We start from the raw sequence: 14,485 nt of genomic DNA on the forward strand, positions 1-14,485 counted from the left end.
GATACTATATTTAAAGCGACATGCATGATCACTGTCTGATTCGTTATCAGCATTTGACTTGTGCTAACAACTGCAAAATATAGTATTATTGGCTTCTACCTAGACCAAATATATAAGATTTTGTTTAAGTACTACTTTTCTTATTTACATTTTCGAAAAAGAAATTTAATAAAATGGTAAAAGTGCCACTTAATACTAATTTTAAAACCAATCTTAAAATCTGTAAAATGAAGGTAATTAAAGAGTTGAAGGCGGATAAATGATTATAATATAACTTGCGATTACAATGTTATAACATTGTTATACAGTTAGTTTGTGCCGATAAATGGGAAATGTTTTATCTTTGAGGTAATAAAACAATTAATTATTTAAAATAATATTATTATGAAAAAAGTAAATATGATCATGTTAGTTGTGGTAGCTTTTGCAATCAACACTACAGCAGTTTTCGCTCAATCTGAAGCTAAGAAAACTAAAATTATTGAAGACAGTAAAATGGCTAAGATGGAGTTTGTAAAAAGCGATGCGCTAATGGCAAATCTATTTGATAGTGCTGCAGGATATGTAATCTTCCCTAATGTAGGTAAAGGTGGTCTAGGAGTAGGAGCGGCTGCAGGTAATGGTGTGGTTTATGAAGGTGGATCTATGGTGGGTATGGCAAAATTGTCACAACTTAGTATTGGTTTCCAAGCAGGTGGGCAAGCATATCGCGAAGTAATTTTCTTTGAATCACAAGCTCAGTTAGATCGTTTTAAAGAAAGTCGTTTTGAATTTTCAGCACAAGCATCAGCAGTAGCTGCAACAGAAGGAGCCTCTGCTAATGTAAAATATACTGATGGTGTAATGGTTTTTACTATGCAAAAAGGTGGATTAATGTATGAAGCTTCAGTAGGTGGACAAAAATTCAATTACAACAAAATGTAATATAAATAATTAAGGCAATACTGCCTTTCTATATAATTAAAAAAAGGGACTCATTAATTAATGAGTCCCTTATTTAATGCGTAATATTTGGTGAATTATATTTTGTTGAAAGCAACATCTGCGTGAACAGCAACTTCACTCCATGTTTTGCTTACACCATCTTTACCAGTATGTAATGCTTCACAAGCTTTATTTATTGACGCTAAAGCGCCTAGAGCATCCCAATTTTCTAAATTCATCACACCATCAAAAGAGGCACTAGTGTCCCCATTGTTTGTATATTTCATAGGAATATTTGCTGTTTTACCGTTGAAAACAACATCAATCGAACAAGATTTATCAGCAGCTACTTTAAATTCTCCTTCAATATTTGTTGTGTTCTTTAATGTACCAAAAAAGAATTTAAGAATTTTTGGGTCTCTAGTTCCAGTTACTTCGTTTGTGAATAAACTAGCTACAGGAATAGAAAATTTTGTTCCGTTTAAAGCTTCTAAAGGTGTTTTTCCTTCTGCAGTTTCAGTAAGTTTTATTTCTTTAAACATTCCGCCTACAGCTACTTTGTCTGTGGTTTTGTATGCTGTGAAACTTACTTTTGTAGAATCGTTGATTACAGTATAAGTTCCTTCAGCTGGAGCAGTATTTTCAGTTGCTGTTGTTTCCACTTCTTGAGTTGGCACTTCAGCCTCCTTTTTGTTATCCTTACAACTTACAGCAGAAATCATAACCATACTAAGAGCGATAAATTTTAATCTTTTCATTATATTATGTATTTTATAAAGTTTGGCGCAAAATTAATCAATATAAAGTAGTTAGCTGGTGAGAGAGCATTTTATGATTGACACACTTCGTTAAATTATATAAAACAAACTGTTAACAACTGTTAAATAAATTAATATTGTTATTTTGAATATACCTGTAGTATAGTGGACTTTACTGCGTATTTTAAATAATCGTCTCCCCGTTTAAATCAGTTGTTAAAACGCTACTTAAATAGTCAAATATAGGACGCACACTTTTATAAACTTTGTCCACTTTTTCTACAAAACCAGCAGCTAGAACCTCTTCATCAGTGAAATTATGTCTAAAAATGAATTGCTTATAACGCAACAAATCGATCGCTTCATGATCTTTATCAAATCCTCTTGGATAGGTAAGGACTTGTTCGCCCGACATTCCTTTAAAATTTTTCAACAATGATTTGTCCTTTAGTAGTATACGCCATTCATCGGCATTGATTTCGATATCTTTTCTTATTCTTTTTAAATCAGCTGAATTAGGTGAAGAAAATCCACAAGCTAAGTAGCTGTTTCCAGGTTGGATACTCATATAATAACCACCACGTTTTGAACTTGTAGCTCTTTGCAGTTTAAATGTAAATCTTGATTTATAAGGCAATTTACTTTTACTAAAACGAACATCATTATAAATGCGGTACATGCTTTTTTTAGCCGATTGATTTTCGATTGCATCGTGTGTGTTCATTAACACTATTAAGTCTGCAACAAAATCAACAACATTATCGTGGGCTTCGAGATAGGTAGTTTTATTTTCATTAAACCATTCTCTATTGTTGTTTAATTCGAGCGTTTTTAAAAAATCAAGTGTGCTAGGTTTTATTGTTGTGGTACTCATAGTACGTTTTTTAATGTTTGTTCTTTTGCATTTATTCAAAAATACGTAAGTTTTCAGGCAGTACCACAGCTAAGAAGTTAAACTTATCTTACAATTTATGGTCTTTGATTGCCTTGTTTTTTAGATTTTAATCGAAAGCTAAAAATTACAGAATACGACTCAAGTGGAATTCACTATTATAGCAAGGTTTGCATTCTTTTTGTATTCGAAAACTAAAAAGACAAGTACAATAATGCATGGGCTGACAACCCAATTGAAGCAGCAGTTAAAATGACAGTAAGTCGAAAATGTCATCTTGTCAGACACTTTTGCGACATAATAACAAAAACTGACAATTAACATAGGTGTTTTGTGTTGGCACAGTGATTGCTTTACAGAGATAAGTATTAAAAATGAGTATACATTAAATTAAATATATTAAAAATGGGTAAAATAATCGGAATTGATTTAGGTACGACAAACTCTTGTGTTTCTGTAATGGAAGGTAATGAAGCAGTTGTTATTCCTAATGCAGAAGGAAAAAGAACTACACCATCTATCATCGCTTTTGTTGAAGGTGGAGAAATTAAAGTGGGAGATCCAGCAAAAAGACAAGCGGTAACAAATCCAACTAAAACAATTGCTTCTATTAAACGTTTTATGGGACAAGGTTTTGGTGAAGTTTCGGCTGAAGCAAAAAGAGTTTCTTACAAGATTGTAAAAGGAGACAACAATACACCACGTGTGGATATTGATGGTCGTTTATATTCTGCTCAAGAATTGTCAGCAATGACTCTTCAAAAAATGAAAAAAACTGCTGAAGACTATTTAGGTCAAACAGTTACAGAAGCAGTTATTACTGTTCCTGCTTACTTTAATGATGCACAACGTCAAGCGACTAAAGAAGCTGGTGAAATTGCAGGTCTTAAAGTAATGCGTATCATCAATGAGCCAACTGCTGCGGCACTTGCTTACGGATTAGATAAAAAAGGAACTGATCAAAAAATTGCTGTTTACGATTTAGGTGGAGGTACATTTGATATCTCTGTTCTTGAATTAGGAGACGGAGTTTTTGAAGTATTATCTACAAACGGAGATACTCACTTAGGTGGAGATGACTTTGACCACGAAATCATTGACTGGTTAGCTGACGAATTTAAAGCTGACGAAGATATCGATTTACGTCTTGACCCAATGTCATTACAACGTTTAAAAGAAGCTGCTGAGAAAGCTAAGATTGAATTATCTTCTTCTACTGAAACTGAAATCAACTTACCATACGTAACGGCTACAGCTTCAGGACCTAAGCACTTAGTTAAAAAATTATCTAGAGCTAAATTTGAGCAATTAACTGATTCATTAGTAAAACGTTCTATGGCACCAGTTGCTAGAGCGTTGAAAGATGCAGGTTTATCTGTTTCTGATATCGACGAAGTTATCTTAGTTGGTGGATCTACACGTATGCCAAGAATTGCTGAAGAAGTTGAAAAATTCTTTGGTAAAAAAGCGTCTAAAGGAGTTAACCCTGATGAGGTTGTTGCAATTGGAGCAGCTATTCAAGGTGGAGTTCTTTCTGGAGATGTAAAAGATGTATTGTTACTTGACGTTACACCTTTATCTTTAGGTATCGAAACGATGGGTGGAATTATGACTATCTTAATTGAAGCTAATACTACTATCCCAACTAAAAAATCTCAAGTTTTCTCTACAGCTGCAGATTCTCAACCTACTGTTGAACTACACGTTCTTCAAGGAGCTAGAGCAATGGCTGCTGATAACAAAACTATCGGACGTTTTAACTTAGACGGTATTCCACCAGCACCAAGAGGAGTTCCTCAAATTGAGGTTTCTTTTGATATTGATGCAAATGGTATCATCAAAGTTTCAGCTACTGATAAAGGAACTGGAAAATCTCACGATATCCGTATCGAAGCTTCTTCTGGATTAACTTCTGAAGAAATCGAAAGAATGAAACAAGACGCTGAAGCTAACGCTGAGTCTGACAAAGTTGCAAGAGAAAGAGCTGAAAAATTGAACGAAGCAGATGGAATGATCTTCCAAACTGAAACTCAATTAAAAGAGCTTGGAGATAAATTAGCTGATGATCATAAAGTTGCTGTAGAATATGCATTAACTGAATTGAGAATGGCTCACCAATCTCAAGATATTCCAGCTATTCAAACTGCACTTGATAACATCAATGCTGCTTGGAAAACTGCTACTGAAGCAATGTACGCTCAAGGAGAACAAGGTCAAACTGCTGGAGAGCCACAAGCTGCTCCACAAGGAGATGATGTTCAAGATGTAGACTACGAAGAAGTAAAATAGGTAGATAACCAATTTTGTTTAACAAAATTGTGTGAATCGCTTATCCCGATAGCTATCGGGATCTAGAATCTTACATTATATTAAAACCGTTCACTTTTGTGAGCGGTTTTTTTTATGCATTTTTTGTATTTTTTTTATGCATCATTTTTAGAATCACTAATACGTGTGGAAATGTGATAGCTGCAAGAAAAGAGAAAAACAAAGCAGTAAATATTTCCTTATCCCTAAATAGGAAATAGAGAAGCGCAATTCCGAATAATGAAGCCAGCCAGTATGCAAAGGCATTTTTACAATAGGCTATAAAATTGCTATAAGTAGTTGAACCATAAATAAATTTTATTTGATCTAAAATAGAAGGAATACTATGCCAAATAATGAAATAGATTGCAAACCCCCATATCAAACTTGAAGTTTTAAATAAGATAGCAAATACCACGAGTAAAAATAATTCTATCTGTAATTTTTTTCGAAAGGATTCAAATTTCCAGTAAAAGTAAACGCTTATACTTAGAAAGATAAACCCGCTCGTCATTAGGATTTGATTTATATAAAACGTAGAAACCTTAAAGCGTATTATCTCATTTACAATCACTTTAACTTCATTGGAATGAAAAGAAAACAATAAGAATAATATAACGATTCCGTAAGTGAAAGGATAAAGGATCAAGATATACTTTGATACATTAAAATTTAAATAGAACCCTTGCTGATCGCCAAAGTGAAAGGCACTAAATAAAATAAACAGAAGCAAGGCTACTACCGGTATTAAATAGAATAACACTAAACCAAATATGACCGCAATAAGATAGTATAATAGTATTGTTTTAGATGTATTTTTATTTTTAGAATCGCTTGTATTTTCGATTAAAAGTAAATCATTAGCGCCATGAAGAATTCCGAAGCTGAAAATGAAGGAAAAACCGATAATAATTTGAATCTCATTAGGGAAATAAGAGTTGAGCCAAAGGCAAAAAATGCTTGCTACGATTGCAATATTTGTATATCTAAGCATAGTTAAATTATTTTGTTTAAAATTAATCAAAAATAGTTAAACAAAAAACATTTTTCTTGTTTAACTATTCCTATATTTACATGAACAAAAAAAATTTAACTTTAAATTTTAATTATGACAAATTTTACGTTTATTTCAGCAATGGTTTCAAAATTATCTCCTACAGATTATGTAGGGTTTACATTCTTTGTGGGATGTATGGCGATGATGGCTGCATCAGCCTTTTTCTTTTTATCACTGAGCCAATTTGACAAAAAGTGGCGTACTTCAGTGCTGGTTTCGGGTTTAATTACTTTTATAGCAGCTGTTCATTATTTCTACATGAGAGATTATTGGGCTGCGTTTGGTGAATCACCAACATTCTTTCGTTATGTCGACTGGGTACTAACTGTGCCGTTGATGTGCGTTGAGTTTTATTTGATTCTAAAAGTGGCAGGTGCTAAGCAATCTTTGCTTTGGAAAATGATCATTTATTCTGTAATCATGTTAATCACTGGATATTTAGGTGAAGTAGTTTACACAGATATGGCTGCTTTCTGGGGATTTGTTTCTGGTGCTGCTTATTTTGCTATTGTGTACGAGATTTGGTTAGGTTCAGCTTCAAAATTAGCTGCAGCTGCTGGAGGAGAGGTATTGAAAGCGCACAAAATTTTATGCTGGTTTGTACTTGTTGGATGGGCAATTTATCCATTGGGTTACATGATGGGAACGACAGGATGGTACAACGGAATCGTACCAGCTGGTAACATCGATGTGGCTTACAACATCGCAGATGCTATAAACAAAATTGGTTTTGGATTGGTGATTTATACTTTAGCAGTTAAATCTCAAAAAGACTAAGCTTTTTTACAACAAGCAATCTCAATATTTATTAAAGAAACCGAGCTCATTTGAGTTCGGTTTTTTTATGAGTATACTGGAGGATTTAATTGGTAGTTACTAAGCCATTGAACGTCGATGTTTTATAAAATTGCTCCCTGAAATTCTTTAGTTACGATACAATTGGACAATCTAGGATGTGCATTGGTAGGTTGAAATTGCTGAGTATTTTGTATTTCACATTTTAAATCTAGCGAGAGCTGATGTAGTATGTATGGTTTGTTGTGCTTTGCATTTTCTGGTTGATACTCTTGTATATGTGTGATCAAAAAAAAATCCGTCTCAACACTATGTGAGACGGATTTTATATTACTAGTAAACTACTCTTTATTATTTAGGATCCAAAACTTGTTCGATACGGAAGGCCAAGTCCTGTAAATGTAATTTGGATAATTTATCCGTTGACTTTGCAGCTGAAGCTTTTAATGCGCTTTTTAGACTAGTTAATTGACCTCTTGTTATAGATGGTAAATCAGTGTCGTTTAAGTCTAATTGCTTTGTTCTAGATCTAGACGATGAACCGACAGAGACGCTACCAGGTTTTAACAACTCAGACAATTTAGTTACATATAATTTTTGCAAATTACGTCTGTAAATATCAATAGAAGCATTTGCTTTTAATTCAGAAAAAATACCGTTACGTAAGTCTGTCATTAAATCGTCAACAGAGTAGTATTGTTTTCCTTGAGAAGAAGCCTCCATTAAGCGTACCATTCTGTCTCCAGCTAAAACACTATTCAATGTTGATTTTTGCATTTCTTTTATCGCTTCAACTCCATTATCAGGATTGATTTTAGCATATATTTTTTGATCCATTAACCATTTTGGAGTATCAAAAAGTTGTGTATTTAAAAAGGTCACCGCTTCTTTTTGAATTGCTTTAGGCACAATTTCGAATTGATCTCCCTCCATGTCATAGGTTTTAGGCGTATCATAAATACCTCCAATGTTTTTAGTAACGTGTCCCATGTATCTTCTAAATTGTCCAGTTAATGCACTGTACATATCATCTAATTCAGAGTAGCTTTCTCCTTTTTCAGCGCTCCATTCGATTAAGTTAGGAAGAATTCTTTGTAAGTTTTTAATACCATAAGCAGATGCTTTCATTGCATTGTCTCCAATATCTTCTGTTTGGTATCTTGGATCATAAGGACTAGATTCAGTTCCAAACCAAAGGCGACGATTCTTGTATGCCTCTTTTGTCATCTCGTTTAAGATACCTTTTTCCTCTTTCTCTGTTTTCGCTTCCGGGAAATAAGAATACCCCCATTTTATTGCCCATTTGTCATAATCACCAATTCTTGGAAAGAAATTAGTAACACCATCTTCTGGCTGAGCAACATAATTGAAACGTGCATAATCCATGATAGATGAAGTGTGACCGTTTTTAGCTTGATACTCTTTGTCTCTTAATTTTTCTACAGGTGTAGCCGAGCTAGCTCCCATATTGTGACGAAGACCTAAAGTATGTCCTACTTCATGAGAAGATACAAAACGAATTAGTTCTCCCATTAATTGATCATCAAATTGCTTTTTTCTAGCTGCAGGATCTACTGCTGCAGTTTGAATTAAATACCAGTTTCTTAATAAACTCATGATATTGTGATACCATCCAATATGACTTTCAAGTATTTCTCCTGTTCTAGGATCATGTACGTTTGGTCCGTAAGCATTCTGGATGTCAGCAGCGAAATATCTTAAAACAGAAAAACGTGCGTCTTCTAAACTCATTGTAGGATCATTCTCTGGCCAATACTCTCCACGAATAGCATTTTTCCAACCAGCAGCTTCAAAAGCTACTTGCCAGTCATCAATTCCAGCTTTAATAGATTTTCTCCATTTTTCTGGAGTCGCAGGGTCGATGTAGTAAACAATTGGTTTTGCAGGTTCAATTAATCCCCCATTTTTTTGCTTTGCTGCATCTTCCGCATTTTTAGGCTCTAATCTCCATCTTACAGCAAAAACTTCTTTCTCTGATTTTTGAGATTCTTCTTCAAAAACATCATATTGGTTAGCAAAAAAACCAACACGAGGGTCAAATGTTCTCTTACGCATAGGTACTTTTGGCAATGCAATCATCGAAGTGTTTAACTCTACTGTTAAAACTCCAGAGTCTAATGCTGATGGTAAATTGGTACCAATTTTTGGTGTAGGACTCAGTGAGATTAAGTTAGGAGTCGTAGCAAATGTTTTTACTGTTTGGATTTCTGTATTAATTGGATAACTGCTTACTTTTTGAATAAAAGAGCGGTCTTTTTGGAATGCTTGAATACTTAAAGACTGCTTTTTTCTCGGGTCTAATGAAAAAGTCTGTACGTCAGCCTCAAATGTGGGAGTCATATCAATCACATAAGCCGTTTCTTTTTTTCCACCGTCTTCTTTCTTAATTGCTAAGATATCGTAGCTAGCAATAATGGGATCAGTTGAAGAGTTTTTAACTGCTTGTGCCATAGGTTTTCCTTCGTCAGGAGACATGATTACATAAGTCACAGATCGCATTAAAATAGTATTATTAAGACCTTTCTCAAATTTGATCACCTGTCTATTAACCTCTTCTCCTCCAAATATTCCTCCACCTGCAGGTGTTTTAGAAAAACGAGTTATAGTCATAATCTCCGTATCAATAAGCGCTGCAGGAATTTCAAACAGATATTTATTATCCATTTTATGAACATCAATCAATCCTTTTTGAGTAACTGCACTAGAGTCAATTACTTTGCCGTAAGGTTTGGGTTCTTTCTTTTCGTCTTTCTTTGTTGCTGCCGCTACTGTAGCTGGCTCCTTTTTTTTCTTACGTTGCGCCAGAGTTTCAGTTGTACCACACGAACTGAGTACAATAGCAGCCAGCAAAGTAATTCTTAATTTTACCATGTTAGGGTTTAGGGTTAGGGGTTAGTAATGTAGTATCGCCATACATTGCCTCACTTAAGAGTGATTTAATTTATTAAATTTACTTAAATCAGCGATTGTCGATTAATTATGCAATACTTTCGTGAGACGTGAAAAATTAAATTTGTTACATGTAGAGATACTATTTTAACTTTTTTTACTCATCTTGACTGATATATTTTTCAGTTGTGCGGGTTTGCTTGTAGAAAAACTTAATGATAGCTTGGAAAGTTGTCAATTTTATCCCTCAAATAGATAATTAGTGCCAAAACTTTTTTGTAATATTACTGTATATAAGAAGTGGAATGAGAAAGATTAAATACAAGAAAAGTAGAAAGAGTCACGTTAATCCTTTAGAATATACAGGCAAGCATAAAAAGTTTGAATCACAAATGCAACTCTTTGTTTACGACGATTTAAACAGTGTAGAATATGAAGATATTGAAATTGAAGATCTACAAAAAAGTGTGGTTCCGGGACAAATTAACTGGCTTAATTTACATGGCTTAAATGAAATTGAACTCATACAAGAGATTGGTGTGTTTTTTAAATTAGATAATTTTATTCTTTCTGATATTTTAAATACGTCTCGAAGAACAAAAGTAGAGGAATCATCGGATAATTTATTTTTCAACATCAAATCTTTGTTACCCACTGAGAATTCAGATAATATAAGTGTAGAGCAAATAAGCTTTTTAATTAAGGACGGTGTGCTAATATCGTTTCAAGAAAAGCGTTCTGATTTTTTCACACATATTAGAGAGCGTATTAGAGAACATACCGGCATGGTTCGATTAAAAGGAGCCGATTTTCTATTATATTTACTTCTTGATGCCATTATGGAAAATTTCTACATCACCATCGAAAATGAGGAGGACAAAGTGGAAGAATTAATTAGTATTTCGAAAAACAGTGCTGATCCCGAAATATTAATCCAAATTGAAAAACATAGAGATAATTTTAATTTTTTAAAACGTTCTATTATTCCGTTACGAGATTCATTATTTGCAATTAAGAGTCTAAAAGACGATGATGATTTTAAGATAATCGAACAAGAAACATTCAGCTATTATTCTCGTTTGCACCAGAAGACATTGGAACTATTAGAACAAATAGATTCTGATATGGGCATGTTAGAGAGCGCTTCTAATTTTTTCTTTTCATCGCAATCACACAAGATGAATGAAATCATGAAAACTTTGACCATCGTTTCTGCTATTTTTATTCCGTTAACATTTATTGTAGGAGTTTACGGAATGAATTTCGAACACATGCCTGAATTAAAATATCAAAATGGGTATTACACCGTGATTGGTGTCATGGTTGTAATTGGGATTATAATGGTATTTTATTTTAAAAAGCGTAAATGGTTTTAGGATGAAATTTTTATATAGTCAAACAAATAAAAAACAATAACAGTAAAAAATATAAAGCATGAATAAGGCCATTTATATTGCAACTTCTGAGCACAATAGTGGGAAATCGATAATCACTCTTGGCTTAATGAGTATGTTGATTGGGAAGACTGCAAAAGTGGGTTACTTTAGACCCATCATTGAAGATTTCGAACACGGAAAAATAGACAACCACATTGAAACCGTAATCTCGCATTTTAAGTTAGATATTGCTTTTGAGGATGCCTATGCAATCACAAAAAGCAAATTAATCAAGAAGAAAAACAAAGGCAAATTAGGCGAAGTACTTGATCTTATCATCGAAAAGTACAAGCGCTTAGAAGAGCAGTGTGATTTTGTGCTTGTTGAAGGAACTAGTTTTAGTGGGGAAGGGACGGTCATCGAATTAGATATGAACGTTCTAATTGCAAAAAACTTGGGTATCCCAACAATTATTGTAGGTACAGGGATAGACAAAACTCTTGAGGAACTTATTGATGGGTTACACCTAACATACAATAGCTACAAACAAAAGGATGTTGAGGTACTCGCAATTATCGTTAATAAAGTTATTGACCAAAATATAAAAGAGGTAACTGCTGGATTAAAAGCTATTCTACCTAATGAAGTTATAGTAAATGCTATTCCGCTTATTCCAAGTTTAGACAATCCTACCGTTAAGGAAATTGTTGATGTTCTAAATGCAAAAATACTTTTTGGAGAAGCTTATTTGAATAATGAAGTGGGTCATTTTAGTGTAGGTGCCATGCAGCTTCATAATTATCTTTTACACTTACATGAGAATGCATTAGTAATTACTCCAGGAGATCGTGCAGATCTTATTTTGGGTGTTTTACAAGCAAATGAATCGGCTAATTATCCTACCATATCTGGAATTGTCTTGACAGGAAATATCGTTCCCGAAGAGAGTATTATCAAATTGATAGAGGGGTTAACAAGCATAGTGCCTATTCTAGCTGTTGAAGGGGGCACGTACGGAATCACAAATAAAATTGGTAGTATAAAGTCCCAAATTTATGCAGATAACACACTTAAGATTGAAACTTCGATAAATACATTTGATAAATACATCGATACAGAAAATCTAGCTACGAAGTTAAGTGCTTTTGAGGCTGAAGGAATGACTCCCAAAATGTTTCAGTATAACTTAGTAAAGAGAGCGAGAAAACATAGAAAACATATTGTTTTGCCTGAAGGAAATGATGATCGAATATTGATTGCCGCTTCTCGATTAATGGCCATGGACGTGGTGGATGTTTCCATCATAGGGAACAAGAAACAAATAGAAAGTAAATTAATCGAACTTGCAATTACATTAGACTTTAGTAAAGTAGCTATCATCAACCCAATAGAATCAAGTAAGTACGATGAGTACGCAGCAACTTATTATGAGTTGCGAAAAAATAAAAATGTCACAATTGCAATGGCTAGGGATTTAATGGAAGATGTGTCTTATTTTGGAACGATGATGGTTTATAAAGGCGACGCAGACGGAATGGTTTCTGGTGCAGCACACACAACGCAACATACCATTTTACCCGCTTTACAATTCATTAAAACCAAACCAAATTCAAGCGTGGTTTCATCAGTGTTTTTCATGTGTTTAGAAGACCGTGTTTCTGTTTTTGGAGATTGTGCTATTAACCCAAATCCTACTGCAGAACAATTGGCTGAAATAGCAATCTCTTCTGCAGATTCTAGTATGGCGTTTGGTATAGAGCCTAAAGTGGCAATGCTTTCCTATTCATCTGGAGCATCTGGAAAAGGAGATGAAGTTGATAAAGTTCGAAAAGCAACCCAAATCGTAAGAGAAAAACGCCCAGACCTTAAAATCGAGGGACCAATTCAATATGATGCGGCTGTAGATAAAATGATTGGTTTAAGTAAAATGCCCAATTCTGAAGTTGCCGGTCAAGCAAGCGTGTTGATTTTTCCTGATTTGAATACAGGAAACAATACCTACAAAGCAGTGCAAAGAGAAACGGGTGCACTAGCAATTGGTCCAATGCTGCAAGGCTTAAACAAACCTGTTAATGACTTAAGTCGCGGTTGTACAGTAGATGATATTATCAATACCGTAGTTATTACGGCTATTCAAGCGCAGGGGTTGTAAAAGTGAGGATAAAGTTTCAGGTTTCAAGTTTAAAAAAATATATACAGAATAATTCGATCCACTCACCTTCTTCTTTGAAGAGGGGTGGGGAGAGGGAAAAAATAAGTTCAATGAAAATACTCATTATAAATTCAGGTAGTTCTTCAATTAAATACCAAGTAATAACCATGCCAGAGCAAGAAGTTATTTGCAGTGGTATGGTGGATAGAATAGGCTTAGAAAGTTCTAATTTTACGTATACTACAGATAAAACCAAATTAGAAGAGCGTTTGGTAATCGAAGATCACAAGTCGGGATTGGTGAAGATAGCCAATTTGCTAATGAACGAAAATGTAGGTATAATAAAATCTACAGATGAAATTGTGGCAGTAGGTCATCGTGTGGTGCATGGTGGTAACTTCTTTTCTGATACGACTATAATCAATCAAGATGTTAAGGACAAAATAGCTGAATTATCAGTTCTTGTTCCTCTACACAATCCGGCACACTTAATTGGTATAAATGTAGCCGAAGAAATTTTTGCAAAAGCGAAACAAGTTGCTGTATTTGACACAGCTTTTTATCAAACCATTCCTGTGATTGCGCACAAATATGCGATTCCAAACGAGTTCTACGATAAGGATAAAATCCGTCAATACGGTTTTCACGGAACGAGTAATAAATATGTGTCAGAGAAAGCAATTGAATATTTACAAAAAAGCAGCAATATCATTAGCATTCATTTAGGAAATGGCTGTAGCATAACAGCTATCAAAGATGGTAAGGCTGTAGATCATTCGATGGGATTTTCTCCTTCAAATGGATTGATCATGGGAACAAGAAGCGGCGATATCGATCATTCTTTGATCTTTTACTTAATCAATACGTTGGGCTACAGCAGCACAGCAGTTAACGATATTTTATTAAAGAAAAGTGGTATGCTTGGTTTAACGGGTTTTAGTGATCTAAGAGAAATTGAAGCAGAAGCTGAAAAAGGAAATGAACAATGCCAACTAGCGTTAGCAATGAACGCTTACAGGATTAAAAAATACATCGGATCTTATGCGGCAGTTTTAAATGGTATTGATGCTATTATTTTTACAGCCGGAATTGGAGAGAATTCTTCTTACATTAGAAAATTGGTGTGCACTGATATGGATTATTTTGGTATCGAAATTAATGATGCACTTAATGAAACGAGATCAAAAGAAATTCGTGAGATAAATACAATAACGTCAAAAGTCAAAATAATGGTTATTCCTACAAACGAAGAAATGGAAATTGCTAAGCAAGTTTATACGCTGTTAGCACTATAGTTATATAGCATTTCAATAA

10 protein-coding genes are annotated in these 14,485 nt (G+C 34.1%); 6 read left to right on the forward strand and 4 right to left on the reverse strand.

From position 1 onward, the window contains the following. Window positions 1–384 precede the first annotated feature (384 nt). Window positions 385–924 (forward strand): lipid-binding SYLF domain-containing protein, encoded by a 540-nt coding sequence (locus H603_RS0115450; RefSeq protein ID WP_026709470.1) that lies wholly within the window; start codon window positions 385–387, stop codon window positions 922–924. Between the two features lie 95 nt (window positions 925–1,019). Here H603_RS0115450 and H603_RS0115455 read toward each other — a convergent pair whose 3' ends face one another. Together H603_RS0115455 and H603_RS0115460 are read right to left on the reverse strand one after the other, a co-directional pair. Beyond that, window positions 1,020–1,682 (reverse strand): hypothetical protein, encoded by a 663-nt coding sequence (locus H603_RS0115455; RefSeq protein WP_026709471.1) that lies wholly within the window; start codon window positions 1,680–1,682, stop codon window positions 1,020–1,022. A 184-nt stretch (window positions 1,683–1,866) separates the two neighbouring features. Then, window positions 1,867–2,556 (reverse strand): DUF2461 domain-containing protein, encoded by a 690-nt coding sequence (locus H603_RS0115460; RefSeq protein WP_026709472.1) that lies wholly within the window; start codon window positions 2,554–2,556, stop codon window positions 1,867–1,869. Between the two features lie 423 nt (window positions 2,557–2,979). Here H603_RS0115460 and dnaK point away from each other — a divergent pair, with 423 nt between their 5' ends. Beyond that, window positions 2,980–4,863 carry a molecular chaperone DnaK gene (dnaK, locus tag H603_RS0115465; protein WP_026709473.1) on the forward strand — a complete coding sequence of 628 codons (1,884 nt, stop codon included), beginning with the start codon at window positions 2,980–2,982 and terminating at the stop codon, window positions 4,861–4,863. Window positions 4,864–4,975: 112 nt separating this feature from the next. Here dnaK and H603_RS0115470 read toward each other — a convergent pair whose 3' ends face one another. Next, window positions 4,976–5,905: a Brp/Blh family beta-carotene 15,15'-dioxygenase gene (locus H603_RS0115470; protein WP_245576129.1), complete on the reverse strand. Its 930-nt coding sequence runs from the start codon at window positions 5,903–5,905 to the stop codon at window positions 4,976–4,978. Window positions 5,906–5,989: 84 nt separating this feature from the next. Here H603_RS0115470 and H603_RS0115475 point away from each other — a divergent pair, with 84 nt between their 5' ends. Next, window positions 5,990–6,715, forward strand: coding sequence for a bacteriorhodopsin-like (locus H603_RS0115475; protein WP_026709475.1), 726 nt, complete (start codon window positions 5,990–5,992; stop codon window positions 6,713–6,715). Between the two features lie 369 nt (window positions 6,716–7,084). On the opposite strand, the gene H603_RS0115480 is transcribed toward H603_RS0115475, so the two are convergent. Further along, window positions 7,085–9,625, reverse strand: a complete 2,541-nt coding sequence (locus H603_RS0115480) for a zinc-dependent metalloprotease (RefSeq protein WP_026709476.1) — start codon at window positions 9,623–9,625, stop codon at window positions 7,085–7,087. Between the two features lie 323 nt (window positions 9,626–9,948). Here H603_RS0115480 and corA point away from each other — a divergent pair, with 323 nt between their 5' ends. The 3 genes from corA (at window position 9,949) to H603_RS0115495 (ending at window position 14,466) form a co-directional block, all read left to right on the forward strand. Next, a complete protein-coding gene (gene corA, locus H603_RS0115485) occupies window positions 9,949–11,019 on the forward strand; it encodes a magnesium/cobalt transporter CorA (protein ID WP_026709477.1) in 1,071 nt (356 codons plus the stop codon). A gap of 58 nt (window positions 11,020–11,077) precedes the next feature. After that, window positions 11,078–13,171 carry a phosphate acetyltransferase gene (pta, locus tag H603_RS0115490; RefSeq protein ID WP_026709478.1) on the forward strand — a complete coding sequence of 698 codons (2,094 nt, stop codon included), beginning with the start codon at window positions 11,078–11,080 and terminating at the stop codon, window positions 13,169–13,171. A 110-nt stretch (window positions 13,172–13,281) separates the two neighbouring features. Then, window positions 13,282–14,466 (forward strand): acetate/propionate family kinase, encoded by a 1,185-nt coding sequence (locus tag H603_RS0115495; RefSeq protein WP_026709479.1) that lies wholly within the window; start codon window positions 13,282–13,284, stop codon window positions 14,464–14,466. Window positions 14,467–14,485: the final 19 nt, after the last annotated feature.

The organism is Flavobacterium frigidarium DSM 17623 (assembly GCF_000425505.1).
Classification (GTDB): Bacteria; Bacteroidota; Bacteroidia; order Flavobacteriales; family Flavobacteriaceae; genus Flavobacterium; species Flavobacterium frigidarium.